Annotated in this window: 24 protein-coding genes; 8 read left to right on the top strand and 16 right to left on the bottom strand. The window is 37.7% G+C overall.

Annotated features, from left to right (window positions below; genetic code table 11):
• Window positions 1–30 precede the first annotated feature (30 nt).
• The 3 genes from EHQ59_RS08665 to murJ are packed head-to-tail and all read left to right on the top strand — an operon-like array spanning window position 31 to window position 3,539.
• A complete protein-coding gene (locus EHQ59_RS08665; protein ID WP_135619281.1) occupies window positions 31–1,023 on the top strand; it encodes an LIC_12071 family protein in 993 nt (330 codons plus the stop codon).
• 3 nt (window positions 1,024–1,026) lie between these two features.
• A complete protein-coding gene (locus EHQ59_RS08660) occupies window positions 1,027–1,896 on the top strand; it encodes an STAS domain-containing protein (protein ID WP_135619280.1) in 870 nt (289 codons plus the stop codon).
• An 11-nt stretch (window positions 1,897–1,907) separates the two neighbouring features.
• Window positions 1,908–3,539 carry a murein biosynthesis integral membrane protein MurJ gene (gene murJ, locus EHQ59_RS08655; protein ID WP_135619279.1) on the top strand — a complete coding sequence of 544 codons (1,632 nt, stop codon included), beginning with the start codon at window positions 1,908–1,910 and terminating at the stop codon, window positions 3,537–3,539.
• Window positions 3,540–3,622: 83 nt separating this feature from the next.
• Here the strand turns inward: murJ and ileS are convergent, their stop codons facing one another.
• Genes ileS through EHQ59_RS08640 form a run of 3 tightly spaced genes read right to left on the bottom strand, consistent with a single transcriptional unit; the run spans window position 3,623 to window position 9,248 of the window.
• Complete coding sequence (ileS, locus tag EHQ59_RS08650) at window positions 3,623–6,373, bottom strand: isoleucine--tRNA ligase (RefSeq protein ID WP_135619278.1); 2,751 nt, start codon at window positions 6,371–6,373, stop codon at window positions 3,623–3,625.
• A gap of 60 nt (window positions 6,374–6,433) precedes the next feature.
• Window positions 6,434–7,063 carry a leucine-rich repeat domain-containing protein gene (locus tag EHQ59_RS08645; RefSeq protein ID WP_135619277.1) on the bottom strand — a complete coding sequence of 210 codons (630 nt, stop codon included), beginning with the start codon at window positions 7,061–7,063 and terminating at the stop codon, window positions 6,434–6,436.
• A gap of 13 nt (window positions 7,064–7,076) precedes the next feature.
• Entirely contained in the window at window positions 7,077–9,248 is a 2,172-nt protein-coding gene (locus EHQ59_RS08640) for a hypothetical protein (protein WP_135619276.1), read from the bottom strand.
• A 197-nt stretch (window positions 9,249–9,445) separates the two neighbouring features.
• Here EHQ59_RS08640 and EHQ59_RS08635 point away from each other — a divergent pair, with 197 nt between their 5' ends.
• Together EHQ59_RS08635 and EHQ59_RS08630 are read left to right on the top strand one after the other, a co-directional pair.
• Window positions 9,446–10,978 (top strand): methyl-accepting chemotaxis protein, encoded by a 1,533-nt coding sequence (locus EHQ59_RS08635; RefSeq protein WP_208652350.1) that lies wholly within the window; start codon window positions 9,446–9,448, stop codon window positions 10,976–10,978.
• Complete coding sequence (locus EHQ59_RS08630; protein ID WP_135619274.1) at window positions 10,962–11,525, top strand: thioredoxin domain-containing protein; 564 nt, start codon at window positions 10,962–10,964, stop codon at window positions 11,523–11,525. The genes EHQ59_RS08635 and EHQ59_RS08630 overlap by 17 nt, the downstream gene beginning before the upstream one ends.
• Before the next feature lie 4 nt (window positions 11,526–11,529).
• On the opposite strand, the gene speD is transcribed toward EHQ59_RS08630, so the two are convergent.
• Window positions 11,530–12,291 carry an adenosylmethionine decarboxylase gene (gene speD / locus EHQ59_RS08625; RefSeq protein ID WP_135619273.1) on the bottom strand — a complete coding sequence of 254 codons (762 nt, stop codon included), beginning with the start codon at window positions 12,289–12,291 and terminating at the stop codon, window positions 11,530–11,532.
• 93 nt (window positions 12,292–12,384) lie between these two features.
• Between speD and EHQ59_RS08620 the strand changes: the two genes are divergently transcribed.
• Window positions 12,385–14,016, top strand: coding sequence for an alpha-glucosidase (locus EHQ59_RS08620; RefSeq protein ID WP_135619272.1), 1,632 nt, complete (start codon window positions 12,385–12,387; stop codon window positions 14,014–14,016).
• Here the strand turns inward: EHQ59_RS08620 and EHQ59_RS08615 are convergent.
• From EHQ59_RS08615 to EHQ59_RS08600, 4 genes are all read right to left on the bottom strand, one after another.
• On the bottom strand, window positions 14,005–14,298 hold the full coding sequence (locus EHQ59_RS08615; protein ID WP_135619271.1) for an STAS domain-containing protein: 294 nt from the start codon (window positions 14,296–14,298) through the stop codon (window positions 14,005–14,007). The genes EHQ59_RS08620 and EHQ59_RS08615 overlap by 12 nt on opposite strands.
• A gap of 119 nt (window positions 14,299–14,417) precedes the next feature.
• Window positions 14,418–15,176 carry a polyprenol monophosphomannose synthase gene (locus EHQ59_RS08610; protein ID WP_135619270.1) on the bottom strand — a complete coding sequence of 253 codons (759 nt, stop codon included), beginning with the start codon at window positions 15,174–15,176 and terminating at the stop codon, window positions 14,418–14,420.
• A 25-nt stretch (window positions 15,177–15,201) separates the two neighbouring features.
• Window positions 15,202–15,516 carry a hypothetical protein gene (locus EHQ59_RS08605; protein WP_135619269.1) on the bottom strand — a complete coding sequence of 105 codons (315 nt, stop codon included), beginning with the start codon at window positions 15,514–15,516 and terminating at the stop codon, window positions 15,202–15,204.
• The gene (locus EHQ59_RS08600; protein WP_135619268.1) at window positions 15,513–17,129 is read right to left on the bottom strand and encodes an ArnT family glycosyltransferase; all 1,617 of its coding nucleotides are present in this window, start codon (window positions 17,127–17,129) and stop codon (window positions 15,513–15,515) included. Before EHQ59_RS08600 ends, EHQ59_RS08605 begins: the two co-directional genes overlap by 4 nt.
• 286 nt (window positions 17,130–17,415) lie before the next feature.
• Here EHQ59_RS08600 and EHQ59_RS08595 point away from each other — a divergent pair, with 286 nt between their 5' ends.
• Complete coding sequence (locus EHQ59_RS08595; protein WP_135619267.1) at window positions 17,416–17,925, top strand: DinB family protein; 510 nt, start codon at window positions 17,416–17,418, stop codon at window positions 17,923–17,925.
• Between the two features lie 10 nt (window positions 17,926–17,935).
• Here the strand turns inward: EHQ59_RS08595 and EHQ59_RS08590 are convergent, their stop codons facing one another.
• From EHQ59_RS08590 to EHQ59_RS08570, 5 genes are read right to left on the bottom strand one after another with little or no spacing between them, the layout of a single operon-like run.
• Entirely contained in the window at window positions 17,936–19,456 is a 1,521-nt protein-coding gene (locus EHQ59_RS08590) for an SDR family oxidoreductase (RefSeq protein ID WP_135619266.1), read from the bottom strand.
• Window positions 19,457–19,502: 46 nt separating this feature from the next.
• The gene (locus EHQ59_RS08585; protein ID WP_135619265.1) at window positions 19,503–20,183 is read right to left on the bottom strand and encodes a hypothetical protein; all 681 of its coding nucleotides are present in this window, start codon (window positions 20,181–20,183) and stop codon (window positions 19,503–19,505) included.
• Window positions 20,184–20,191: 8 nt separating this feature from the next.
• On the bottom strand, window positions 20,192–20,449 hold the full coding sequence (locus EHQ59_RS08580; protein WP_135619264.1) for a hypothetical protein: 258 nt from the start codon (window positions 20,447–20,449) through the stop codon (window positions 20,192–20,194).
• A 15-nt stretch (window positions 20,450–20,464) separates the two neighbouring features.
• Window positions 20,465–21,589, bottom strand: a complete 1,125-nt coding sequence (locus EHQ59_RS08575; RefSeq protein WP_135619263.1) for a methyl-accepting chemotaxis protein — start codon at window positions 21,587–21,589, stop codon at window positions 20,465–20,467.
• A gap of 56 nt (window positions 21,590–21,645) precedes the next feature.
• Window positions 21,646–23,448 carry an ABC transporter ATP-binding protein gene (locus EHQ59_RS08570; protein ID WP_135619262.1) on the bottom strand — a complete coding sequence of 601 codons (1,803 nt, stop codon included), beginning with the start codon at window positions 23,446–23,448 and terminating at the stop codon, window positions 21,646–21,648.
• A gap of 115 nt (window positions 23,449–23,563) precedes the next feature.
• On the opposite strand from EHQ59_RS08570, the gene EHQ59_RS08565 reads away from it, so the two are divergent.
• Window positions 23,564–24,283: a pseudouridine synthase gene (locus EHQ59_RS08565; protein WP_135619261.1), complete on the top strand. Its 720-nt coding sequence runs from the start codon at window positions 23,564–23,566 to the stop codon at window positions 24,281–24,283.
• Between the two features lies 1 nt (window position 24,284).
• Here EHQ59_RS08565 and EHQ59_RS08560 read toward each other — a convergent pair whose 3' ends face one another.
• The 3 genes from EHQ59_RS08560 to EHQ59_RS17835 all read right to left on the bottom strand — a co-directional run bounded on the left by EHQ59_RS08560 (window position 24,285) and on the right by EHQ59_RS17835 (window position 26,392).
• Window positions 24,285–25,118: an acyl-CoA thioesterase gene (locus EHQ59_RS08560; protein WP_135619260.1), complete on the bottom strand. Its 834-nt coding sequence runs from the start codon at window positions 25,116–25,118 to the stop codon at window positions 24,285–24,287.
• Between the two features lie 249 nt (window positions 25,119–25,367).
• Window positions 25,368–26,183: an integrase core domain-containing protein gene (locus EHQ59_RS08555; RefSeq protein ID WP_135619259.1), complete on the bottom strand. Its 816-nt coding sequence runs from the start codon at window positions 26,181–26,183 to the stop codon at window positions 25,368–25,370.
• An 11-nt stretch (window positions 26,184–26,194) separates the two neighbouring features.
• Window positions 26,195–26,392, bottom strand: coding sequence for a helix-turn-helix domain-containing protein (locus tag EHQ59_RS17835; RefSeq protein WP_244245452.1), 198 nt, complete (start codon window positions 26,390–26,392; stop codon window positions 26,195–26,197).
• Window positions 26,393–26,836 lie beyond the last annotated feature (444 nt).

Genomic DNA, 26,836 nt, shown 5'->3' with positions numbered 1-26,836 from the left:
AAGTTTGGCCGAAAAGAATAAGGGGGAGCCATGAAATATTCACGTTTTTTTCTATCCTTTATTCTCTTTTTGATCCTCTCTGAAACCCTTGCTCTCAGTGGAGTGGTTTGGACATTTTATGAGTCCTTACAAAATGCTCTCATCCAAGAACAGTTTATCTCGGACCATAGAGCAAGGGATTTGAGTCTTGCTTTAGCGAAATCAGCAGAGACTAGGCAGAATAACGAAGATTATGTGGAGTTAGAAAAAATGTTCCAACGGTATGTGGAACAATCTAAAAATGATCCCGAACAATTTCGATTTTTAAAAATCAGTTTGTATGCACCCGATGCAACTCTTCTTGTTTCCACCGATACCATTTATACCATTGATGAATTAAAAAAACGAAAACCTGACGAAGAACTGGCAAAATCTACCTTCTTTCGAAAAGGGATACGGATGAAAAAATGGGAATGGTCCGAACCGGAAAACGGTGAGAACCCCATCGTCAATTCCAAACGGGACCCAAAACTGCGTGATGGTTTTGAGTGGGTATTAACATATCTTCCATTAGCAAAATCGAATACAGTTCGATTGACGACACCCTTGTATAAACCTGGAACTTTGGATGTTTCGGGCCTTGTGATTTTAGTGTATGAAAGGGGAAACCTAGGTCTCTTATTTGAAAACCAATGGAAACTTGTGGAGTGGATGGTTTTCAATTATGTCCTGATTGCACTCGTTGTGAGTTTGTTACTAACGGGAGCTTTTGTTGCTTATTCGGTGTTTGTTGCCAAAGAAACGGTGACCCAACCAGAAACAGGGGAGTCCTTGCCCATCATTCAGAAAAAAACCATGGAAACAATAGACCTTTCCGTTACTCCAGTGAGTCATTTAGAAGAAGAATTACAAATACCACAACCACAGAGTCATACGATGGAGAAAGAAAAGGAAGTAGAAGTATTACCTGGGGGACCTGTTGTGAATCATATCAAAACGGAACCAAGTGACACAACCATTCGTGATGCAATTTTCTTAGGATAAATTATGGAATCAAAAGACAAAGTATTTTCCATTCAATTAAAAGGTGGTTTAGACGGAAGTAGTGCTGACGATTTTTACCGTTATTTTGAATCACAATTAAACAAAGGTTATCGTAAGTTTTTATTCCAACTGGGATCACTTGATTTTATCACTTCGAATGGGATCAGTATCCTCGTGAAAATTCACAAACAAGTGCTGAAGGCAAATGCTGTGTATGCCATTTATGGATTAAAAGAAGAAGTGGAAGATGTTCTGAGGTTGGTTGGTCTATTTGAGAGACTACCAGTGTTTCGTAGTCATAATGCCGCTGAATCTTTTTTACTCCAAGTCGATGTTTCTCCTAAAGAGACTGTAGACAGTCATTCAAAATCGATGCAAGAAGCGCCAACTCGAAAGGAAATGGACTCTGAACCAAAATCGGAAGAGAACCGAATTCGATTTTACTTTACTGGAAAATCGAAAGGGGAAGGGAAAGAAATTCGAGACAAAGAACCAATTTCCACATTGGAATCTTTGCCGACAGAACAAACAAATGTCAACCCCAGTCCATCGCCTATGGAAACGGTTCTGGAAGAAAAAATCAATCAACTCCGATTAGAAATCAAGGAGTCCCTGCAATCAGAATTGGAAAGAAGATTTTCTGTTTATAAATCAGGAAAAGAACCAGAAACAAAATTGGACAAAATTCCAAATTACATCCAATCCAAAACCAAACAATTGGAAACAATCGAAAGGATCATCCAATGTGAAGTGTGTGGGACAAGGCTTCGGCTTTTTAAATTTGGAAAACACGAATGCCCTAACTGTAAAATACAGTTCCAATTGAGTCCAAACGGCTCCATCCGTTTTCTTGAAAAATTAAATCCACTCTAAATCCTGGTCGTATGACAAAACAAACGCCTGGGAACGAATCCAGTACAAAACGATCCCTTGCTTTATCTTTTTACACATTTTTATCTAGAATTTTAGGTCTGATTCGTGACCACTTTATGGCTGTTAGTTTTGGAACAGGGATGGTGGCCTCTGCTTTTAGTGTTGCTTACCGGCTTCCCAATATGTTTCGAAACCTTCTGGCAGAAGGGACTTTAAGCCAATCCTTTATGCCTATTTTTTCTGAGTATGAAAAAATGGGTGTGATGGAAGCCCGAGTGATGGCAGGAACAGTTCTAAGTTTTTTATTCCTTTGTTTATCCATTTTTGTGGCTTGTTTTTGGTTCTTTGCGGCGAGGTTTTTACCCACACTTGTGGGTGGAACACCAGAATATGGAAATTTGGTCGTTGAACTTTCGTTAGTTCTATTTTTTCTTATCATGACGGCAAGTTTATCTTCGATTTTTATGTCGATATCGAATTCGCATCACAAGTATTTTGTTCCGTCATTATCCCCAATCATCCTTAACTTTAGTTATCTGGCAGTCTTTCTTTTTGTTTTTCCGTTTTATCATGAAATCAAAGACCGGGTATTTTACCTCGCGTATGGAATAGTATGTGGTGGGGTATTACAATTACTTGTACAAGGTTGGTTTGTTTACAAAAATGGATTTGGTCCCATCTTTCGATTGGATTTCAAACACCCTGCCATCAAAAAGATTTTTAAACTCATGTTACCTGCAGCTCTTGGTGGGAGTTTTTACCAAATCGGACTGCTTGTGGATATCTTTCTTGCTAACTACATCCAAAACCAAAACCCAGGACTTGGTGCTGTTGTGAGTTTGGATTATTCCCAGAGGCTCGTCCAACTCCCCACGGGAATCATTGGGGTTGCTCTTGCGACTACCATCCTTCCATCTCTTTTGAAGGATTTACGGGAGGGCAGGGAAGGAAATGTGCCAAAGGAGATTGCCGATGTTTTATCATTTGCATTCTTTTTGACTTTACCAGCAAGCATTGGTTTGGCGGTGCTTGGGGAAACGGTTTTGGATTCTATTTACTATGGGGGACGTTGGGACCATCTAGCCACTCTCACTGCATTTTTTCCCTTAGTGTTTTATTCTCTGGCGATTCCATTTTATAGCATCAACAAAGTGCTTGTTTCTTCCTATTATGCTTTCTCCGATACAAAAACACCACTTCGCATCCAATTGATATCTTTTGTCCTCAGTGTCGTAGTGAGCATTAGCCTAATGTTCTTTTTGAAACATTCTGCGATTGCCCTTGCATCGGCCCTTTCGGCGATTGTCACCTCATCTTTGTTATTGTATTATTTGAAAGCACACCAAGTGCGAATTCCTTTTGCCACTGTGGGAAAACGGGTATTAAAAATGGTACCCGCACTCTTTGGGCTTTTCTTTTGGCTTGTGTTTTCAGAATGGGTGATCAAACCAAACTTACAAAATTGGGGAACGAATGCACTTGGACTCAGTCATGCCAATCTCAGTCGTTTGAGTTTATCTCTTTCGATGGTTCCGGCAGTTGTCTTGTATTTTGGAATCGCAACCTACACAGGACTTTCGGAATCCGAAATCATCTTAGGTAGGTTCTTACGAAGGTGGAAACAGAAAAAGGTAAACAAATAAAAAACCTGCCCTCCGCATCACAGACGACAGGTTCTATGATTACCTGAGCTTAATTTCTGGATTCTGAAATCAATCCCCTAACGTTACTTAGGGGAGAGTTTGGAAACCACTTCCTCACAACGTTTGCACAAAGTTCCTTCTTTTTCTGAAACATGGCGCCAGCAGCGAGGGCATTCGTGGTGGTGAGGTTTTCGAATTTGGATGGAACCTGTCTCTCCTTTCCATTCAGAATACACTTCACTGATTTCTTTTGGATCAAAGGATACTTCGGAAACTACAAAAAATAAACTAAGGTCATCTTTAGAAAACTTTGAGTTTTGTAAGGAATTTCCAGGGATGAACACTTCTGCTTCCAGAGACTTCCCTAGTTTTCCGAGTTTCCTTGCTTCTTCTAATGCTTTTTGAACATCTTCTTTGGTAGCGAAAACAGGATTCAATTGGGCTTCGAGGGCATCATCGATCCACTTTGTAAGGTCTGAAAAATCAGAATAAAACACGGAATCTTTTTTTCCAAAACTAGACCACACTTCTTCCGTCGTAAACGATAAGATGGGTGCGAGAAGTTTGGAAAGGACTTCCAAAATCACAGCCAGTGTGTATTCCGAGGAACGTCTTGTTTTAGATTCTTTCGCATCACAATACATCCGATCTCGAATGATTTCAAAGTAATCTTGTGATAAATCTACCGTACAGAATACAAGGACCTTGTGATACACTTGGTGGAACTGGTAGGAGTCATAGAGTTTTTTCACATCTTCATTCAGTTTCGCCAGTTTGTGTAGGTAATACCTATCAATAGTTTCCAAGTCTTCTGGTTTCAAATTCCATTCGAGTGTGGAGGCATTTGTATTCCCAAGCAAATAGCGGAAGGTGTTACGGATTTTGCGATAGGCTTCAGAGACAGTTTTGATGGAATCTTTTCCAATTTTCACATCATCTCGGAAGTCTTGAGTGCTCACCCAAAGACGTAAAATATCAGCGCCGTATTGGTTGATGATATCGGTGGTAGGATTGATCACATTGCCAAGGGACTTGGACATCGCGTGACCTTTTTCATCCAACACATACCCATGGGTGAGAACCGATTTATAAGGGGGAGTTTTACGGATGGCCATCGATGGCCAAAGCGAAGATTGGAACCAACCTCTATGTTGGTCAGATCCTTCCAAATACAAATCGGCAGGTTCTTTACCCATAGAATCACCAAACACAGAAAAGCTGGAAACGCCGGAATCAAACCAAACATCTAGGATGTCTTTGTCTTGTTTGAGGTCCTCTGATCCACATTTGGTACACTTTGTTCCTTGTGGCAATAAGTCCTTGGCTTCTTTTTCATACCAAACTTCGATCCCTTCTTGTTTCACAATTTGGATGAAGTGTTGGATGGTTTTGTCATCCAAATGGGTCTGACCACAAGACTTACAAGTGAAAGAAGGAATTGGTACTCCCCAATTTCTTTGTCTCGACAAACACCAGTCAGGTCTAGATTCCACCATAGAACGAATCCTTGTGATTCCCCAATCTGGGATCCATTGGACTTTGTCTATCGCCTTAAGAGATTCCTCACGAAGTCCATTATGATCAATGGAAAAAAACCATTGTGGTGTGGCTCGAAAGATAAGTGGTTTTTTACTTCTCCAACTATGTGGGTAGGAGTGTGTGAATTCTGAAAAATGAACTAGAGCATTTTTTTCTCTCAGCAGTTCTACAATTTTTGGATTGGCATCCCAAATTTTGATCCCCTTCATCATTTCAAATTCGTCCGTATAACGGCCGTAATCGTCTACTGGTGAAAGTGTTGGAAGTCCTGCGGCAGTTCCTACGCGGTAGTCGTCTGTTCCATGTCCAGGAGCTGTGTGTACACAACCTGTTCCTGCATCGAGTGTCACATGGTTTCCAAAAAGAGAAATCGACTCACGTTCTAAAAAGGGATGGAGGAAAACCATTTGTTTTAAATCAGCATTTGTTAGAGATTTGATTTTGGTAAGTGTGATCCCCGTTTTTTGTTCCACTGCTTCTTTTAATCCATCTGCCACGATGAGTCGGCCATGACTGTCTGATTGGAAAAGAGAATAGGGAAGTTCTTCGTTAAAACAAATTGCCAGGTTTGCAGGAAGAGTCCAAGGAGTTGTTGTCCAGATGAGGCAATATGTATCCGTTTCTCCTTTTACAGCAAACTTCACATAGATGGAAGGAGAAACATGGTTTTGGTATTCGATCTCTGCTTCTGCATGAGCCGTCGCCAAATCAATGCACCAATACACGGGTTTTTTTCCTTTGTAGATATAACCCTTTTCAAAAAGAGAACCAAAAACTTCTACAATCCGTGCTTCAAACTCTGGAGCCATGGTTAGGTATTTGTGATCTTCGTCCCAAAAACAAAGGAAACGACTTAAGTCTTCTCCTTGTTTGCCAACAAACTCGGCAGCATACTCGCGGCATTTTTTTCTAAGTTCGCTTGGACTTGTGTTCCTTGCTTCTTTTCCTAGATTCTTTAACACCTGTACTTCGATGGGAAGTCCATGGCAATCCCAACCAGGGATCATATCCGTTTGGAAACCAGAAAGGGTTTTGGATTTGATGATGATGTCTTTTAAAATTTTATTGAGTGAGTGGCCGACGTGAAAGTTTCCATTGGCATAGGGTGGTCCATCATGCAAAACAAAGGATGGTTTGTTGTTTCGAATTTCTTTCATTTTTTGGAAAACTTTTTCTGTTTTCCAAATTTGAATTTGGCCTGGCTCACGTTTTGCCAGGTCGGCTTTCATGGGAAAATTGGTCTCAGGAAGGAGAACTGTTTTAGAATAAGGATTTTCCGTTTCTGGTTTGGCCATAGTAAGACCAATGTTTGCACTCTAGGCCAAAGAGAAAACGGAAAAAAAATAGAGAAATCCTTATAGTTTCACTCGAACTTTCGGTAACTCGTCACGGAGTCTCACCACATCGGATTTTTCCAATAGAGTTTTTTGTAAGATGAGCTGTTTCAGAAAGGAAAGTTTTGCCAAGTTTTTGGGGAGTGTTTTGTATTCTCGCATGAGGCTTAGGTCAAGGATTTCCAAATTCGGTAGGTTTGCGATCACTTCCACATCCGCTTCTGTTAGTTGCACTTTGGTTTCGTCAAGTGCAAGGGTTTTTAGATGTTTTAACTTAGCAAGGACAGGGGGTATTTCTTGTAATTGAGTGCGGCCAAGGAGTAACACTTCCAAATTTTCCAAATTTCCTAGTTCTTCCGGAAGAGTGGTAAGTGGATTTCCAAACAAATTTAAAATCTTCAACTGTTTTAAATTTCCAATTTCTTTAGGTAGGGATGTGAGTGAGTCATATTGCAGTGTGAGTTCTTCCACTTTGGAAAGATTCCCGATTGAGGTAGGTAACACAGCTATTTCTTTATTGGAAAGATTTAATACTCGTTCTTCTTTGTGTTCTTCCAACCACATTTCAGCATTCACTTTTTCCTTTTTACAACCAAAGGAAAAGACCAAAACCAAGGAATAAAAAATGATGGGAGAAAGTTTCAACTTCATAATACCAAACTTCTTACTTTAAATATTTATTATAGCCAAATTCTAATTCGCGGATGATAAACTGAATATAATCCATTTGGTCGCGGTCAGATTTATAAAGACTTGCTTCTTTGCGATAGTATTCCGCGAGTTGTGTGCGAAATAAAATTGTCCGAAAATCTGATTTGGATAGGATCAGTTCCTTTGACCTGTTTTTTAATTGGATGGCTTCTGGAATTTTCATCACCACAGAAATTTGGATGATTGCATGTTCAATCTCTGCGACGATTTTATTAGAATCCTTTTTTTGGTCAGCCGCTGGGAGTTGTTGTTTGATTTCTTCCACACACTCTTCGATATGATTTCGTAATCGTTTGAAATCGTATACTTTCTCTGCGATGCTATTGAATTTTTTTGGATAGATGAAAGTCTCTGCTACCTTGGCAATCGAAAGAGATCTGTTTTCTTTTGTTTGCACTGGTTTTTGTTTTTCTAGATTGGGTTTTGGTTTTTCATCTTTTCTATACAAATAACCAAGGATAAGCCCCATGATAAAGCTAAGGAAAAAACCGCTAGCGATGTATTCGAGGCTACCGATCAGTAAAGAGACAACAGTGACAACAGAAGCCAATGTTAAAAAACTAAATACTCCAATGGGAACGTGAAATTTTTCTTGTAAGGCGGAAAAAGAAATTCTCGGTTCTTTTCTTGTTTGGTTTTCCGGTTCTGTTTCTTCTTCTATTGTTTCTTGTAATATTTCCTCTTTGTCGATGGAAACATCGGAACGATTTTTTAAAATGATTCGGATTTGGTCGAGGATCGGTAGTTCATTTCGATATTCGGAATTTGTTTTAGCTAGTTTGAGTGTATTTTCTTCTACCTTCGAAAGATACTTTTGGTCAAGGGCAAATAGGACATGAAAATTTTCCTCTTTCATTTCCAAACAACCATAAGTATCCGATAAAGTTTTTACAATTTTATCCATGACCTTCTTTTTTTCTGAATCCGATGTTAGGTTTAGAGTTTTGATTTCAGAGTATAAGTTGAGTTTGGTGAGAGTGAGTGTGTTTTTCGTATTTTCTTCGATTTTTGTACTCAAAAGTTGGATGAGAGAAAATAATTCATCTTCCGCATCTTCTTTCTCTTGTTGCGATAGGAAACGAGAAAGTTTTTGTAAAATGACAAGGCTATCTTGGATTCCATTTTTGACGCGAATGGAATCGTCACCACTTAGTTTTTCAAAAGGAAATTCTCCTAAAATTTGAGTGACCTCTTGTAATAAGTTTTGTCCTTGTTTCAGAAGTTCTTCTGTTTGTTTTGGAATTTTGGATTCTAAATCATTTAATTTTTCTAAATAGGATTCATAACGATTTTCAGTCGCAAATCGTTTTAAGTAGGGGAAGGCAAATTGTTTGAGTCCATCCAGTTGTACGGTTAGGTGTTTTGCGTATTCTGGATGGTGTGACCCACTAGGTAAAACAAAATGATAACCTGGAACGATTTCTACTAAGTTTGCTGTTTCTTTTCCACGAGTGATGACATCTAAAATGAAATCTTTTACAGGTAAGGGACCAAAGGGTTCCATACTTTTACGAAGGATACGTTCCAGTTCTGATTCAAATCCGAGTTTGGTAGGGAAAAAATAAACTTTTCCTTTTTGATCAACACGAAGTAAAGACGAACCTGGGTTTTCATTTTCTAAAATCAAATCGAGGTTGGATTGGTTTTTGAGTAAAATATCCACCAAATCAATGCTATACTTAAAGCACGATCTTCTAAAGGGAACAATGTCTGTTCTTTCATTGATTTGAGGAGAAATCATACTCACACGAAAAACCAGTTTTTGGTCTACGAGTAAAATAAATGGGTAAAAATAAACGACAGGTTCTTTGTTGTGTTCCGTAAGACCTGCGAGTTCTTTCAGTGCTTCTTTGATGGCCGGATTGGATTTATGAGAATCCGTTAAGTGCACTTGTTTGGATAATAGTTCGGGGATCAAATCCAAGGTTAAAAATAAAGTAGGAGTGATCTCCGCACTACCATGCATTTCTAACCTGCGGTGCCTAACTCTTAATTCTTCTAAGATGGCTTGTGAGGTTAAGGAATAACTTGCGATATTCTTTGGTAGGGAAATAAAATAGGTTGGTTCAGAAACACTGTTTGAGAGTGGATTTTCTGTTGCGCCAAGTTCTGAAAATGGATCCAAAATGCACCTGCTAAGTCACAAGTTTACAGGAGAATTGTGGAAGGGCAAGAGAGAAAGTGACGTGATTTAGCTTTTTTCCTTACGGACATACACGTACTTAGAATCGCAGTAGAGAAAATTGATCACTTCTCCTCGGATATCATTTATTGACTCGCATTTACAACGTTTTATTCGTCTATTAACATATGGATATAAGATTGGCAGCTGTTCTATTCGAACGCCAAAGGAAAGTAGATACATTTTTTGTTTGGGCGATACTAGCTCACGTACCCCTCGTTTTTTTTCTATCCCTCGGTTATGGTGCTACATTCGTAGTCACAAGTTCAGCCATAGTTTTTTCGTTATTATCATTTCTCTTTTATCGATTGTTTCGAGGTAGTTTTTTCTTACGAGCTTGGAACGGAGCCGTGCTTATGATGTTTAGTGCTCTTCTCATCCAGGCACAATTTGGTCGGATTGAAATGCATTTTCATGTATTCAGTGCACTTGCCATTTTATTTGTGTATGATGATTGGAAGGTGTTATTTGTCGCCGCACTCACAATCGCCATCCACCACTTAGTTGGAAATTACTTACAAGAGTTTGGTGTTGTGCTTTTTGATACCAAGGTCATTGTTTATAGTTATGGAACTGGTCTCGAAATTGTATTCACTCATGCACTTTTTGTGGTCATGGAAACAGGGATTCTGATTTATTTTTCATTTTCTTCTGTCCAGGATTTGCGAGTTCAAATTGAAACCCAAACCAATTTAGAAACCGTAATGGCCGGAGTCACTGCAGCCATTGACGAAGTCTCTCACGAAACTAAATTATACTTAGAGAATTCCAATCAAATCGCAACGGCAGTTCGAGAATTTGAGACCTCGTTCCAAAACCAATCTTCTTCCATCGAAGCAATTTCTGCTGCCACGGAAGAAACCACTGCGTCAAGCCAAATGATTTTAGAAGGATCCAATCGCCAAATCAAAGAAGTGAAAACTGTGGAAGAGTTAAACCGAAACTTATTCAATATGAATGAAGGTTTTGTGAAATCATTGGAAGTGATGCGAAAAAAAATCCAAGAATCAGCCGAGTCTGTTAAAAAAACAGAAGCTGAGTTTTCCACTTTGTATCAATCCATGGAAGTCGCTGTGGATGATTCCGAGAAAATGGAAGAAATTTTAGATTTGATTTCTGACATTGCTGAAAAAGTAAACTTACTATCGTTAAATGCATCGATTGAAGCGGCAAGAGCTGGAGATGCGGGACGAGGTTTTGCTGTGGTTGCCTCAGAGATTTCGAAACTCGCTGATTCAACCGCAGATGCGACAAAAAACATATCCTCCATTTCAGGAAAAATCAAATCGGCCATCCAAGTGAGTTTTAAACAATCCAACCAAATCAACCAAACGGTTCAAGGATTTGTGAAATCAATTTTATCTTCAGAAGTGGGTATGGGTGAGTTAACAGAGAAAATATCTGGCACACTCTCTGCATTTGAAAAACAAGAAGAAGCTTTGACTACATTAGATCAAATTGCTAAGGAAATGCAACTTTCGAGTAAAGAACAATCTTCCAGCATGGTAGAAATATCCGATTCCATTATGGATTTAAATTTAAAAACCCAAACCAATTTAAATACAAGTTCTGAAATGATATCTTTCATTGATAAAGGCAATGTGATTTTTCATAATTTAAATAGTTCTGTAGAGACACTTGCCTCTATGATTGATCATGGAAGTAAAACCTAAATTAAAATTTAGGATCCTTCTTTGGGTTGTTGTTGGAATTGTAATTTTAGGATTTAGTGTAACCTTACAGGTTTTATCTAGTTCTTATCGAAAGATTCCTTGTGATTTCTGCAAACATCGTTTTTTAACGGAACCAACATCCAATTGGATCATCATCTATCCAGGATTAGTTGGTTGTGGAAAAAAATGTCCATTGGCACTGGAAGCACTTCGAAAGTTTCGCGTTCAATTTCCGAAAACATCGTTTTCTATTTATTTTTTAGTAACAGATCCATCAGAATCAGAAGAAGCCATTCAAAATTATTTGGCCTATTACCAAACATCTTTGGAAATACTTGCCCTTCGTCCCAATTCAGAAAATGAAAAAAGTTTTTACAGAAGATTAGGTGCTTATTTACCAGAACATGAAGTTCTGAAACAAAGAGATGAACATGGGACCCAATTTTTTCTGATCCCACCAAATCGGGAGATTGTGTATGCTTTACCGAAAATCGAAGCATCTGATTGGGAAAGAATTCAAAGAGAAATCAATTCCCAATCAAAATGATCCTTTAGTGGATCATATGATAGACTTCTTTCATCTCCTCTCTCAGTAACTTCATTTTATTTTGCACTTCTGGATGAGAGATATCTTCCGGATTTAATAGATAATTTTCAGGTCCAAGTTCCCGAATCATCATCTTTGTTTGCCAAGTGTTATCTTGTGGCATATTGATATCGGAAAGGAAGGTATAGTTTCTTTTGATTTCTGGTTTGATGAAATCTAAGATCGAATTGAAATGATGATCGTTGTAAATTTTTCTTCCATCAGCAAGACGAGTGTAACCTCGCACTACATAATCAATGTACACAACGTCACATTCAAATGCTTCAAATAAGAAATTGATGGAGTCAAGAGGAATGATTTCCCCACATGTGGATATATCAATATCAACTCGGAAAGAACAAATTCCATCTGGATCAGCCGCATCCGGGTAGGTGTGAACTGTGATATGGGATTTGTCTAGATGCATACTTACTTGCGCCGAAGGGATGGGATTTCCACCACCTTTCACATCACTCATAAGAACCATGGCAGAAGCACCGACCGGATCGTAATCCTGGGCAGAAACGGATAGGATATTGGCATCAATGCGTTTGACGATCTCTTTAGAAATCTCTGTAATTTTTGTCGCATTATATTTGTCGTGGATATAACTTACATATCTACCTTTTTGTTCGTCATCGAGTGTGATGCAAAAATCGTAGAGGTTAAAACTCAAAACTTTTGTCAGATTATTGAAACCGGAAAGTTTGATTTTTTCTTTATCCATTGCTACCTGCTTGTATAAAGAACAGAAATTCGGTGATTAGGTAAGAGGCAACTGAAATAACGAAGGGGTTTTAGAAAAGTCATGGAAAACAAAATGGAATGGTGGAAACAAACTTCAATTTATCAAATTTACCCTTGGTCGTTTCAGGATTCCAATGGTGATGGAATTGGCGATTTACAAGGGATTCTCAGCCGTTTGGACGAGATTCAGTCCTTAGGTGTGGAAACGATTTGGTTTTCTCCCTTCTACCTAAGCCCTGGGGAAGATTTTGGTTATGACATCGCAGATTATACGAAGATCGACCCTCGTTTTGGCACTATGGAGGATTGTGAACGGTTAATCAGGGCCATTCACAAACGAAAGATGCGGGTTGTTCTGGATATGGTGATGAACCACACTTCCGACAAACATCCTTGGTTTTTAGAATCAAAATCTTCCTTATCAAATCAGAAACGGGATTTTTACATTTGGAAAACAGGGACGAAAAAACCACCTAATAACTGGATCTCCATGGTGGGAAAATCGGGTTGGAATTATGATGAGTCAACAAACGAATACTACTATAGCAATTTTTTGTCGTTCCAACCTGACCTAAATTATCGAAATCCAAAAGTCAAAAAAGAAATGTTTGCTGTCCTCGATTTTTGGTTACAAAAGGGAGTGGATGGGTTCCGTTTAGACATTTTTAATTCTATTTACAAAGACGAAGGATTTCGAAATAATCCATTTAGTTTTCGTTTTTTCCCAACACCAGATAACCATGATGAGGCGTTCTTTCAAAAAAAACAATACAACTTAAATCTTCCAGAATCCTTTTCCTTTGCAAAAGAAGTTCGAAAACATATTTCCAAATACAAACATAAACCTTTTCTCATTGGAGAAGTTAGTGGCTCTGACCAAGTTTTAAAATCCTTTTTAGGAGAAAAAGCCGATGGTCTCAATTTGGTTTTTCAATTTGAACTGATTCATTTCCAATACAAAGCAAAGTTTTTCAAACAACTGCTTGAGAAAAATGAATCCGTATTTCCGAGTCCCTATACACCTACTTATGTTTTAGGAAATCATGACCAAAGGCGTTACATCGATCGGTTAGGTGGCGACCTCCGAAAAGCAAAATTATTAGTTTGTTTTCAATTTATGGCAAGAGGAGTTCCCGTCGTTTATTATGGGGAAGAGATTGGTCGAAAAGAAGGTAGGATTTCCAATTTTTTTGGGAAGGATCCAATTGCAAAAATGAATCGTTTTGTACCATTGTTTCTTTCTAACTTGTTAGGAATTTATATCAATCGAGACAATTGTCGTCTGCCCATGTTATGGGATGGTTCAAAAAATGCAGGTTTCTCAAAAGGGAAACCCTGGTTACCCACGGGTTCCTTTCAATCAGAAGATACAGTGGAGTCCCAAAAACAAGATCCAACTTCATTGTGGAACCATTACCAAACCATGTTTACCTTTCGTAGAAAAATGTCGGTAATCAGAGAAGGAAGTCTAAATACCTTACCTACAGATTCAGACGATGTATTGTGTTTTGAAAGAAGAGGGAGTGAGAATCACCTGATGGTGTATCTCAATTTTGGAGAGAAAGTCGAACGACTGACGGTAACAAATAAGGGAAAATCCCTCTATGGTTTTGGAGGTGCGAATGTTTTAGGTGATACTTTAGAATTGCCTCCTCATTCAGGCCTAATTTGGGAAGTAGGGAAAACCAAGGTCTCAAAGAAGTAGGTGTCCATTTAGATTTAAAATTTTTAAAACCTTTTGGATTTGAGGTTTTACATTGATTAAAAATAATTGAACTCCTTGTTTTTGATAGGTCATCTTTTTGTATAAAAGAAGTCCAAGAACAGCAGAAGATACTTCTTCCACATTGGAAAAGTCGATATAAATCGCACTCGTTCCATTTTGGAGGAGGTTTGTCATGTCTTCATCCAATCCTTTTGTGGAATACAAATCCAATCGATTGGTCTCGATTCGGTAGTTTTTTTCTTTTGTGAATTCCGTAACCATTTTGTTCCTCACAAACTGATCTACGGTAACGAATCAAAATACCTTAGGTACTCTTAACAAAAAATGGATTCAAAAAATTTTTCTGTAAGCTAATTTTTTTAGAATTCACTTAAGTTGGTTTATGGATGGATATGGGAATTTCTTCCTTTGTTACCCAAAAAGAAAGAATGAGTTTGTCTCCACTGATACCACTTAATGGAAACTAAATCCCAGAGGAAATAAAAGATCACTCCCGAATCCAATTTGGAATGTCCCCAAGTGCGTAAACCAAAGGTATAACCGATCTCTGCGATTTTATCTGTTTTGACAATTCCTAAGATTTCAAAAAGGATTTTGTAACCTCTTGGATTTAATTTGTCTTTGGTATCTAAATATACCGATTTACGAATTCCAAAAAATCCACTCATTGGATCTGAAATTTTTACAGGAAATAACCATTCAGATATCTTAGTTGCAAATAGACTTGCTAACTTACGATAGATGGGAAAATTACCATAACCTCCATCCTCACTCCTTCGTGTTGCGACAACGATATCATTTTCTTTTAAGAGCCGAATGACATCGGGAATTTTAGTATAATCATGTTGGAAATCTGCATCTACGACTACAAATTGGTCTCCACTTGCCTTGTTGTATCCAAAAGTCACAGCAGAACTTAGGCCTTTTTCATTTCTTCTCACAAACGGTTTGATCCTAGAATCATAAGCGGCCAATACTTTTGTTACTTCATAAGTGCCATCGGGAGAGTTGTCGTCTACGATGATGATCTCAAAAGGTAATGAATTTTTTTCTAATACATGAGTGATCGTTTCTACGCAGTTTTTGATATTACCTGCTTCATTGTATGTAGGAATGATGATACTTGTTTTATCTTGCATGACTGGTCATTCAACTTTTTATTAATTAAAAAAGCCCCTTTGTTAGATTTTTAATACACAGTTCTCCTGCTTGGCAGGAAGTTAAAATGGCTTGGGAACAACCATCAAATAGCTGGAATTGTTTGGTGCAGAGGATTTCACAAGCAAACTGAACCAGTTTTGGATCTTGTAATTTCCTTTGTTCTTCACTCAAACAATTCTTTACTGACTCACACATGGATTTACATTTAGGAGCTTCATTCATCGAAACTTTTTTCCCGAATTGAGGAAGGTTGTTTTTTGAAAGATCCCAAATCGTGATCGAAAACAATAGGAGGACTAAGATTCCATACTTTTTCATTTAGTTTCCTCTCTTTTCCATAATGTGATTTCTGTTTGGAATTTTTTTGAATCCATCTTCAAGAGGGAAGTGACAACAGTTGGAAAATCCAAATCGAGATGTTGAGTCCAATGGAACCAAGATTTGATTGGAGTGAATTCATTGGGAACTTTTCCTTTTGTGTAATTGATCAGATATTGAGTATTCCTACAATTTTCATCGATAGTCAATGGAAGAGAAAATTGGATTTTGGCGTTCTGTAATTTGTTTTGTGCATCCATCGCAGTCCAAGGATTTTCTGCGACCACACATATGGATTCCTGCTGAATCTCTTTTGTTTGAATTCGTAAGTCAGGATCAGACATGGGTCTCAGTAAAAAAAAGATCACAATGGGCAGAAGGGATAGTTGGGAAAAAAGGATTCCTTTCCACTGGTGGTCTCTTTTTTGAAAAAAACAAAAGCTACTTGCGACAAGGACCGTGAATAGTAGTGAGATACCAAATAAATAAGGTAATCTAACAAACATCGAAAGAATTACCAAAAGGAAATAAACAAGGAGTAAGGAAATTTGGTTCGCTTTTGTCATAAGGACTGATTGCCAACTGATTCCTTTCATTGCAGGAAGTAAAAATATGAAACTAATAAAAGGAGTTACATAATAAGGGTCCTTCCTATTTGGTAGGAGATGTAAACTTGTAACCAAAAGAAAAAACACTAAAACGGTTTGCACATACGTTTGGTGTTTTGTTTGTATTTTCTGAGTGATCGAATTCCAAACGAGTTGCAATAAAGGAATCGTAAAGGGAACGGTATATAAAACCCATCCTAACCATATACGAAGTCCTGGTTGGTTTGCGGAATAAAACTTCCCCATATTTTCTGTGATAAAGAAAAATCGCAGTAAGTCTTTGCCAGATGGCACATAAAAATACAAAAAGAGAATCCAAAACAAAGGAATGATCGCAGTTAAGGCAAAGGAATAAACAATCCATTTCTCTTGGAAAATATGTTTCCATTGAAAAGATAATTTTCCCTTACGGAATCGAATGAGTTTCACATAAAAATAACTGAATAGAAATAGAATGAGATATACATGTAGGATTGGTCCTTTGAGTAGATACCCAATTCCAGACAAAAAACTTCCAGAGAAAAGGTAAGAGAGTTTTTTTGTTTTCTGGTAAAGGTAAAAACAATAAAAATAGATTAATAAAAAGAAAACCATAGGGCCTTCCATCATCAGAAGTCCAAAAAATTTAAGAGATAAAAAGGAAAATCCAAAGAGTAGTGATGTGAGTACTGCTTCGCTTCTAGACCTTCCCATTTCCATCACCAATCGGTAAAGTAAGAGGAGGCTTCCCGTTCCAAAACATATGGAAACCAATCGTTCGGATACATAACTCATTCCAAAGATTTGGTCACTGGCCATTCCCATCCAAAAAAGAAGGGGAGGTTTATAGGGGTTCGGAAGTCCAGATAAACTGGGAATGAGGACACTTCCTATCTGCAAACTCTCCCGAACCGAGCGAATGTGCATAATTTCATCCCCTTGAGGGAATGGGGCATCGGGGGAACCGATTATGGTTCCCATCATAAACACTAAAATGAGAAACAAACTGGAAACCAAAAATGCCATTGATTTCCATAAACAAAGATACTGACTAGTCAGTCAATATAATTAAACGGAACTGGCTGTGAAATCGAATTGAAACTAGGTTTCCGCATCAATGTTTTTTTTCTTAAACTCGAGTGATGAGTCGTCTAAAGGCACATTTCTTTTCCGATAAGGATTGTAGAATTCAATTCCATGGAAATTTACTTTTGATTTGGATTGTAGAATTGGTGAACGTTTGTGTGGAAAAATTCATCGATCGAAGAAATATACTCGTCAGCTCATTTCTCTTCTACCTAAACTGAACTAGATGCCAAGATTGTTCCAAGAAAATGAAGTCCTTCTTCAGGAAGGTATTTCTTTGTTAGAGAATTTACCTGCAGAGATTTACACACTGAAACCTAACGATCAACCTTCCTCTCCTGGGGAACATTTTCGCCATATCATTGAACATTATCAAATGTTTTTAAAAGGTATGAAAACTGGTCAAATTGACTATGACAGAAGGGAAAGAAATTCTGCTATCGAAACAAGTTCAATCCTCGCGATAGAATTATTACAGGCGATCCAGTTAGAATTACAAAGCAATGAAATTCCTTTTGGTCCAATTCTTGTCTCTCAAAATTACAATCCTGAATATCCAAAACCAATGATTCCTTCTTCTGTAGAAAGAGAGCTCTTGTTTTTAAGTTCTCACACAGTTCATCATTATGCCATTATCGCGATGGTTTTAAAAGAATCCAATATTGCTGTATCTAAGAGTTTCGGATATTCACAAGCAACCTTATATGCAAAAGAACAAATGCAATCGAAAACATAGAATCGATTCTCTACCAATCAATTGGGAAATAATCTTTTAAAAATTTTCCAATCCAATGTTTTCCTGTGTTCACTCCATCAAAGAGGGGATCAACGACCCTAGCTGCTCCATCAACAATGTCAAGGGGAGGTTGGAAGTCATGTAGGTCCTGTTTTCGTTTGGCAAGTTCTACTGGATCTTCATCGGTCACCCAACCTGTATCTACAGCATTCATAAAAATTCCATCTTTGGCAAAGTCTTCCGAAGAAGTATGGGTCATCATATTGAGCGCTGCTTTTGCCATATTGGTATGAGGGTGTCTGTCTTCTTTTTTAAATCGATGGAATTTCCCTTCCATGGCAGAGACATTGATGATGTGTTTTTTGCCAGTGTTGTCTTTTCGCATGAGACCAACCAAACGGTTACACAATACAAATGGAGCTACTGCATTGACAAGTTGGACTTCTAACATCTCTGAAGTGTTAATTTCTCCTAGTTTTAGTCGCCAACTATTTGTTTTGCGAAGATCTACTTGTTGTAAATCTGCATCTAACTTGCCTTCAGGAAATACTGCTTCCAATTCATGCGAATTATCATGTGAATAGGGAATTTGTGAGAGCGCAGCAGAAGAACGAATGCCTACCCCAGGAGTTTTATGGTTCCAACTAACCGCTAACGCAGTGGCCGTGTCTTTCATTTCAGAATCAGATCGATAAGAATCTAATTCGTTTTTACAATGTTGGTAGAAAGTTAATAATTTTTGAACCTCTGAAGGTAAATCAGAGATGGGAGTTGCCTCCATTTCCAATAAATGTGAATAAAAACCGGGAGGCCTTCTCACTGTTTGTGCCGCATTATTGATGAGGATATCCAATCGTTCTAAATGGTTTTCTAAAAACTTACAAAAGATTTCAACGCTGGGAGTATGGCGTAAATCCAATCCAAAAATTTGTAATCGATCTTTCCATAAATGAAAATCAGATTCTTTTGCGAAACGAATCGCTGAATCAATTGGAAATCTGGTTGTGGCAATGACTCGGGCCCCTGCTCGTAAGAGGAGAAGGGTGGCTTGGTAACCAATTTTCAGGCGGGAACCTGTGATGACTGCCACGGTTCCTCTTAAGTCGGCCGTTTGGTACCTTTTAGAATAATTGAGCTCCGCACAAGAAGGACACATGGAGTCGTAAAAAAAATGAAGTTTTGTATACGGAGTTTTGCAAATGTAACATGGTTTAGGTTGTGATAATTCTGTTGCTGTATCCCAAGACCAACCGGCAGTATTGGAAATTTGTAATGGTGCTTTGAAAACTGCCGATTCTCGGGCTCGTCTAATTCCAGTTAAAGCAGTTTTTTGCTTTTCTTGTGTTTTGATAATCTGTTTTTTTTCGATACGGACAGTTCGATTCCGTTTCCGGACTTCATTTCGATCTGGTCTCGAAATTTTGCCGCAAAGGATGATGAGTTCAAGGCGTTTTTCCTCAGGTAAAGTGACGAGTTCTTTGGGTGAATTGATAAGTGTCTTTAATTCACTCAGTAAAGAATCGATGTCCATAAAACCAGGATTTTAGGAACATTTGGCTAAGCAACTCTCTTTGGGATTAGATTTTCTGAATTCGGATCTTCCGTTTTCCAGTAAAATGGATGGATCCATCCAAAATGCAGGAATCTTCCATTTCTAATCTAAGGTTTTCCACTTGCTCTCGCATGTTTTGTATGACCTCTATGACATCACTCACATCGTTACAATTCAAATGGAGAAGTAACTTCTCTTTGTCATAATATAACGCTTCTAACTGTTGTTTTAATAAATAATGTTGTGTGTCATCTGATTGATTTTGATTCGTTTCCTCGGTAGATTCTTCGATCATCAATTCTCGAATTGGTTTTGTTAAAAATTCTTGGATCTCCGATAAATCTTCCTCATGAATCATTGGTTCTAAGGCAATGAGGATATAGGTAGTAAGGGATGCTTTGATGATCAAATCGGGTTCTGCTTCCCCCCGATTAAAATTTTGGTATTGGATTTGTGTATTCAATTGTTTCCAATAACATTTTAGTTCTACGTATTTTGAAAAAAGAAGCACACTTAATTCTTCTTTTTCCTCTACATCATCCAATATATGAATGAATTGATGGATGACAGAATCAAACCAGAATTGAATTTTTTCCTTCTGTTCCAGATTTTGATGGAACCCTACCATCCAATCATCTAAATTCTCAGAAACAGAACGTAAAAAGGATTGATTTGTTAATTTATCTTTGATGATACGTAATTCCATACTGTTCCCTACCGAATTGATTTGTTTTCGAATCTATGTTTGGGGATATAGGCGGAACGAATGGATTCAATGTGAATTAAATTAGTATCTACTTTTCTATAGTTTTCTTTGAAAGAATAATACCTGGATAATTCCTTTCCCAAATTCTCAAATTCCTTTAAGATCGTATCCGTATCAGATGTGCCAAGGGCTAATTCTAATTCTTCTTTCTCTTTGTACAAAGTGATGATTTGGGACTCTAGGTTTTCTTCTCTTGATTCTTCCATCTGATATTAGACGGATTACTTTTTCAAAACGGAAATAATATTAAATTCGACCAAAATGCTCCAAGGACGTTTGCTTTGCCCAATTCGTACAGGTTTTAGTATACGGACATTTTGATTGGCATCGAGTTCAGAAAAACTTTCTCCCCGTTGGATGGCAAGTAGTGCATCGGGAGGAAGGGACTCCACATGTGTTCCTAATTTTTCGATCTCGGGATTTGATGCGTAATTTCCTTCGTAAGTGACAAGAGATGTTTTACCGAATCCGAACAGTCTTTTTGGTGATAATTCTTTTTGTAGTTGTTCTAATGAAAAGTCAGCACCAAGGATTCCTGCAAAATGGGAATGCAGAAATAAATTGGTCATGAGGCTTGTCATCTTCACAGTTTTTCCTTCGATTGGATAATCATAAGGTTCCATCATCACATCTTCGCCCAAATCACGAGGTAGGATATACCATTCATTTTCACCTGGTACATCGTATCCTTGGAGAGGTTCGATTGAGATACGTCCCGTATGTCTATGGCAGTAAGGAACAAATCTACCTTTAGGATCATGTCCTTCTTTGTTTGCGTATTCTAAATCCTTTTCATCAATCACATTTGGTTCGCAACAGATAGCATATGCTAACTGTTGTTCGTTTTGAATCAAATATTCTTGTAAAATTAGAAGTAAATGTTCTCGTTTCATCCCAATATTGGCATGAACCAAACTTTGAATTAAAAACTTTAATCCATATAAAGAAGTAGCCATGATATAAAACTTGGATTCGAGTTCTTTGGCTATATTATTTGTCCACAATTCTGCATATTCGATGATGGATTGTTTTCCCATCTCCAAAACATCTGCGTTGGCTTCTGAATTTTCTAAATTGATACGTGATAAAATTTCGGAAATTTTTTTGGTAGCTTCGGAAGTTTGAAATGATAGTTTCGTGACTTCATTGGCAACAATTTCAAAACCGCGGCCATGTTCCCCGGCTCTTGCTGCTTCGATAGATGCATTTAACGCTAGTAAGTTGGTTTGTTTTGCAACTTGTTGGATGGAAGACGCAACGGAACCAATTTCTTTAGAACGTTCTCCAAAGGAATCAATGAGTTCTTTTAGTTTTCGCATCCCCAAATTTGAATATTTATCATCCATTTTCTAACCAACCTTTGGAATTAGACCTAGTGATAGTATCGGAGTCGCCTTAAATCTTATTGATATCCAGCCTGTTGCAATCGAAATAGTTTTTCATATTTTCCTTTTTTCGCAAGTAAACTGTCATGGTCACCCCATTCCGTTTTTTTGCCTTGTTCTAAAACTAAAATTTTATCAGCCATCCTTACCGTCGAAAAACGATGGGAAATTAAAATCACAGTTTTACCAAGTGTGTGTTCGCGGAAATGTTCAAAAACTTTCATTTCTGCTTCCGCATCAATTGCGGAAGTTGGTTCATCCAGTATCAGGATGTCGGCTTCGGATCGCATAAAGGCTCTGGAAAGCGCAATTTTTTGCCATTGTCCCCCAGAGAGTTCTCTACCATCTTGGAACCACTTTCCTAAACGCGTATGGTATTTTAGGTCCAACCGATTGATAAAGTCATGTGCCATGCCTAATTTAGCAGCACCGATCCATTGTTCTTCTGATTGGACTTGATTGACATCACCCATTCCAATATTATCTCCAACCTTAAATTGGTATTGGACGAAATTTTGAAAGATAACCCCAAACCTTTTTCGTAAACTTTCTTCCTCCCAATCAATTAAATTGATCCCATCTAAGTAAATGGCACCTGTCGTAGGTGTATACAATCGAGTTAGCAGTTTGATTAACGTAGTTTTTCCAGAACCATTTTCACCAACGATTGCCATCTTATCTCCCGAACCTAACTCAAAACTAACGTTGGTTAAAGAGTCTGTTTTGGATCCAGGGTATTGAAAGGAAACTGAATCAAAAACAATTCCTGATTTTCTGTTTTGAAATTTTATTTTACCAAATTTTTGTAAAATTGGTAAATTCAGAAATTCCATTAAATTTTCAATATATAGATGGTCTTCATAGATACCACCAAACGCAGAAAGGGCATTGGCAAATGTACTTTGGCCTTGTCTAAAAATTACCAAATACATCGTCATTTCACCTAAGGTGATTTTTTTTTCCAATGCTAAGCTAATCACCCAAACGTAGGTTCCATAAAACGCCAATTGGCTGATGAGTCCTAAAAAAAAACTCACAACTGATTTTTTCATAGTTAGCTTTTTGTCTTCAGAATAAATCTTTTGAAAGTTTAGTTTATATCGATTTAAAAACTCTTTCCCTAAGTTGAATAATAAAATTTCTTTGGCATTATCTTCCCTTGCCATCAAAGTTTCGAGATAAACTTGTTCTCTTGTTTCTTTGGCTTTCCAGCGGAACAATCGGAAACTATGATTTGAAAAACGTGTTTCTGCAATGAAAGTAGGGATCGCCGCTATGATTAATATCAAAGAAGCTAGTGGTGATAACTTCACAAGTAATCCAAAAAAACTGATGATGGTAATGGAAGATTGAGTGATGGTGAAAAACCGATTTACCATGGAAAGTGGTTTCGAAGATGCCTCCGAACGTGCTTGTGTCATTTGGTCATAGGTTTCTGAGTTTTCAAATTGAGTGAGATCTAAAGTGATCGCTTTCGACAAAATCTTTTCATTTACTTCTTGCCCAAGTTTGATTCTGAGTAGTGTCGTACATAAAAAATAAAGTTTTTGAGATCCAAAATAAAGGATGGTGATGATCCCTTCTAAATAAACATAAATTGCAGTGTCAGAATGTAAAATATCCTGCCAACTCGAAAGAATCATGTTTGAATTTAGAATAGAATCAATGATTAGTTTCCCAATCCAAACGAGGGTTGATGGGAATAAACCATTGATAATGGTTAACAAAGTGATCAGTATTGTCAGTTTTTTTGAACTTTTGTAGGAAAGATGAAATGCGATTTTAGAAGATTGAACGATACGGTTAAAAGTTCCGAACATATTGGTTAGATTGTTTTTCCGATTCCGAATCGGTAGCTTTTTTTGATTTATTTCTAAAGAATCCTACGAATTCCTCTTTTCGAATTGGAGATTCTTTGATCTATGTAATACAAAGATGGCAAAAGATCGATTAGATAAAGTCCTTGGAAATTATGGACTCGGCACACGTTCTGACGTGAAAAAAGAAATTTACCAAGGCCTTGTTATGGTAAATGGGCAAATCATAAAGGACCCTGGTTTTAAAGTAAGTTTAGATGACGAAATTCAATACTACGATGAAATTTTAAAACGAAAAGAGTTTTATTATTTTATGATGAATAAGGCACCAGACTGCATCACTGCGACGGAAGATCCGAGAGAAAAAACAGTCATGGATTATTTATCGGATAGGCATCGAAATATGAATTTGTTTCCGGTGGGAAGATTGGATAAGGAAACGGAAGGATTGTTATTATTTACAACAGATGGTACGCTTGCTCATTATTATACTTCTCCTAAACACTTTGTCGAGAAAGAATACTACGCAGAAATTTCCGAACCAGTAACAGAGAACGATATCCAAAGTTTTGAAAAAGGAATTCTTTTGGATGATGGATACCAAACATTGCCTGCTAGATTAGCTATTCCCAAACCTGTGGAACCTACGATTGTCACAGTTTGGCTAAAAGAAGGAAAATACAGACAAATTCGAAGAATGTTTCAGAGTTTAGGAAAAGAAGTTTTATATCTTAAACGAGTCAAAATGGGTAATTTGGTTTTGGATCCAAATTTATCTTTGGGTAGTTACCGAGAGTTAACTCAAGAAGAAGAAACGATTTTGAAACAAAAAAAATAATTCATTCGATAAACCTTTCAATTTTTTCAAAAAAAGCAGCAGGTGCTCGTTTCGGTCGAGAGTTGAAAAGAGATACAAACAATTGTTCGTCTTTCATACTGGCGATCAATGTGCCATTTGCATCGATAATGTCTTGGCGAAAGTAAAAACGGATTTTCTCAAAACTTTCTATCCAACTGTATAATTTTACATTAGATCCAGGATTTGGTTGATGATAGATTTTGATTTCACCACCCATAAAAAAAGTTGTAGAATCGGTTTCTTTAATCAATTGGAAATCTACAATTTCTTTAAAAAACAAAAATCGTCCTTCTTCGAAAATTTTCCAAATAGCATCTGCCGGTAAAATCCAAAAACAATTCATTTCACTATAAGGAATATAATAATCATGTTCGATCTTATTTTGATGAACAGGCATAGGACGAATTGTCAATTGATGTAAGTTCATTTCTTGCAGATTTGGTAAAGAGGTTAGTGGAACAATTTTCTCTTTTTGTATCAAAGTAGAAATACTTTCCATTTCACATGCTTTTTTCCCGTCTTGACCGAAGAGCGTTTGTTTCCAAAACAAAGATGAATTGGACATTTGGAACACTTGCGTTTCTACTGTAATGTCAGAATTTGTAAATTGTTGGTTTAAAAAGCGGACATAGGATTGGTTTGGAGAAAGTGAAATCCCTTCATTTAACATTCGCTCCATAGGGAATCCTAATTCTCTTAAAACTTCACATCTTGCATCATAGGCAAATTTTTCATATGTTCTACTTGTGACATGACGATTCCAATCCAAATCAAAGTGTCGCGTAGTTAAAGTTTTATGATAAATTTGAGTCATGAGGTCTTTATTTCGTTTTTCCAATTTGGGTAAACAAAAATTCAAACAAAGAATCAGGACATGATTGCAAATTTGACCCGAAATAGTTTGAAATCGTAAATTGAAACAATTGAATTGAAGGTCGAGTGATGGGGGAAATGCGGTGAATTTGGGATGAGAAGTTGGATGGATTGATTACCTAAAAGCGGACTTGTTTGATTCCATAAAAACGGATATTTTTTAGGTATGACTTCAAGACATGGGAAACGGTTAGGTATCAGATGAAGGGTAACACTTTTTAGTTAACTTTCTTGGTTTATGAACTTTGTATGAGTTAGGATCAGAAATGATCAAGAATAAATTATGATCGATGAGTCCTAACTTATTGGAACCGAACCAAATGGAAACAGAATCGTTTTCATTTTTGATGCTCACATTAAAACCGTTAAATGGATTCCCAACCATAATGAGATGTCCATTGTAAATGATGTAACCTCTGTTGTTCACATGCCTTTGCTTGAATCCATAAGGATATGAGATAAGTAAATCAGCATTTGGATCGAATAGTTTGTCAGACTTCACGTAGACTTGTTCAGGAGTCTTCATTCCTAGAGCTTCATGAGGTCTGTTTCTGTTAAAATCGATTCTCCACTTATCGAAGAGTTTTTGGAAGAGTGTGATGTTTCCAACGATCTCCTGTTGTAATTCTCGAGCCATGTCCCTATGCATGCGCTCATGAGCGCCATTCTGGTACGGTTTTGCTGGTTTAATTCGATCAAGTTTGATGCCAAGAGAGAGCCACCAAACAGAAAGTTTAGTGAGTCCCCAAAGAGACTGCATAGAAGCGAAAGGAGGCCCATTGTCGGACCGAATGACATCAGGTAATCCGTAGATAGAGAATAACCTAGTAAATTCAGCCTTAACGGAAGCAATGTCTCCTTTCTTAAGAGTCTTGATTGAGAGAATGTATTTGGAGAAATCATCTCTTACCGTGAGTGGATTAACGTTCTCTCTTTCAGGAGTGTACCACCATCCCTTGAAGTCAACAGTCCAAACATGGTTAGGTCTAGTAGCTTTCTCAGGCATAGAGATTTTTTTTACCAGCGTTTGTTGGTCTTCTTTCTATCCAAAAGTCCTTCTTTCCCTTCTCTGAGAAACCTTTCTTTCCACTTAAACCCACACTTAGTGGAGATACCATACTGAGCACAAAGCTGAGTAAAATTGACACCTGTCTGTAACGAATCCAGAACGAATTGAAATCTTAAATCAATGGTATTAAACTCCTTCCAAGGCATCCCTAAAGCCCTCCTAAAAAGGTGATCTAAAGGGACGAATAACCTGAAAGTGTTACCTATATCTTGCTACAAAAGTGTTACCCATGTCCTGAGGCATTCACTGACCAATTGCAATTAACGAACTAGGCTATTCGACGTTTCCCGACCCTGAGTCCCAGCGGGACGTTAGGGACTGGTCACGTAGCTTGCGCATGCAAGCGAGTGCCAGGAGGGGAATGTGTCGCAGACCAAGCGAGGCCGTAAGTGCCGAAGCGAAGTGAGTAGCTGCTGTTATGCGACGTTTCAAATGTCCAAGCACTCTGCTTTGTATATTTTATTCTTTTCAAATCCTAAATATTGTAAGTAGGATTTTTTAGTAATATTTGATTCAGCAGATTCAACCATTAAGTGCAACAAAATGAGAGGTTGACTGGCACCCCTCAAACGAATTTCTTGAAGTTGCGA

This window comes from Leptospira kemamanensis, from assembly GCF_004769665.1.
Lineage (GTDB): Bacteria > Spirochaetota > Leptospiria > Leptospirales > Leptospiraceae > Leptospira_A > Leptospira_A kemamanensis.
This window is presented reverse-complemented; position numbering and strand designations above follow the sequence as displayed.

Excerpts from the sequence above, each read along its gene's own strand:
- EHQ59_RS08665 (WP_135619281.1), top strand. The coding sequence starts at position 31 with ATGAAATATTCACGTTTTTTTCTATCCTTTATTCTCTTTTTGATCCTC.
- EHQ59_RS08660 (WP_135619280.1), top strand. The coding sequence starts at position 1,027 with ATGGAATCAAAAGACAAAGTATTTTCCATTCAATTAAAAGGTGGTTTA.
- murJ (WP_135619279.1), top strand. The coding sequence starts at position 1,908 with ATGACAAAACAAACGCCTGGGAACGAATCCAGTACAAAACGATCCCTT.
- ileS (WP_135619278.1), bottom strand. The coding sequence starts at position 6,373 with ATGGCCAAACCAGAAACGGAAAATCCTTATTCTAAAACAGTTCTCCTT.
- EHQ59_RS08645 (WP_135619277.1), bottom strand. The coding sequence starts at position 7,063 with ATGAAGTTGAAACTTTCTCCCATCATTTTTTATTCCTTGGTTTTGGTC.
- EHQ59_RS08630 (WP_135619274.1), top strand. The coding sequence starts at position 10,962 with ATGGAAGTAAAACCTAAATTAAAATTTAGGATCCTTCTTTGGGTTGTT.
- speD (WP_135619273.1), bottom strand. The coding sequence starts at position 12,291 with ATGGATAAAGAAAAAATCAAACTTTCCGGTTTCAATAATCTGACAAAA.
- EHQ59_RS08620 (WP_135619272.1), top strand. The coding sequence starts at position 12,385 with ATGGAATGGTGGAAACAAACTTCAATTTATCAAATTTACCCTTGGTCG.
- EHQ59_RS08615 (WP_135619271.1), bottom strand. The coding sequence starts at position 14,298 with ATGGTTACGGAATTCACAAAAGAAAAAAACTACCGAATCGAGACCAAT.
- EHQ59_RS08610 (WP_135619270.1), bottom strand. The coding sequence starts at position 15,176 with ATGCAAGATAAAACAAGTATCATCATTCCTACATACAATGAAGCAGGT.
- EHQ59_RS08605 (WP_135619269.1), bottom strand. The coding sequence starts at position 15,516 with ATGAAAAAGTATGGAATCTTAGTCCTCCTATTGTTTTCGATCACGATT.
- EHQ59_RS08600 (WP_135619268.1), bottom strand. The coding sequence starts at position 17,129 with ATGGCATTTTTGGTTTCCAGTTTGTTTCTCATTTTAGTGTTTATGATG.
- EHQ59_RS08595 (WP_135619267.1), top strand. The coding sequence starts at position 17,416 with ATGCCAAGATTGTTCCAAGAAAATGAAGTCCTTCTTCAGGAAGGTATT.
- EHQ59_RS08590 (WP_135619266.1), bottom strand. The coding sequence starts at position 19,456 with ATGGACATCGATTCTTTACTGAGTGAATTAAAGACACTTATCAATTCA.
- EHQ59_RS08585 (WP_135619265.1), bottom strand. The coding sequence starts at position 20,183 with ATGGAATTACGTATCATCAAAGATAAATTAACAAATCAATCCTTTTTA.
- EHQ59_RS08580 (WP_135619264.1), bottom strand. The coding sequence starts at position 20,449 with ATGGAAGAATCAAGAGAAGAAAACCTAGAGTCCCAAATCATCACTTTG.
- EHQ59_RS08575 (WP_135619263.1), bottom strand. The coding sequence starts at position 21,589 with ATGGATGATAAATATTCAAATTTGGGGATGCGAAAACTAAAAGAACTC.
- EHQ59_RS08570 (WP_135619262.1), bottom strand. The coding sequence starts at position 23,448 with ATGTTCGGAACTTTTAACCGTATCGTTCAATCTTCTAAAATCGCATTT.
- EHQ59_RS08565 (WP_135619261.1), top strand. The coding sequence starts at position 23,564 with ATGGCAAAAGATCGATTAGATAAAGTCCTTGGAAATTATGGACTCGGC.
- EHQ59_RS08560 (WP_135619260.1), bottom strand. The coding sequence starts at position 25,118 with ATGACTCAAATTTATCATAAAACTTTAACTACGCGACACTTTGATTTG.
- EHQ59_RS08555 (WP_135619259.1), bottom strand. The coding sequence starts at position 26,183 with ATGCCTGAGAAAGCTACTAGACCTAACCATGTTTGGACTGTTGACTTC.
- EHQ59_RS17835 (WP_244245452.1), bottom strand. The coding sequence starts at position 26,392 with ATGCCTTGGAAGGAGTTTAATACCATTGATTTAAGATTTCAATTCGTT.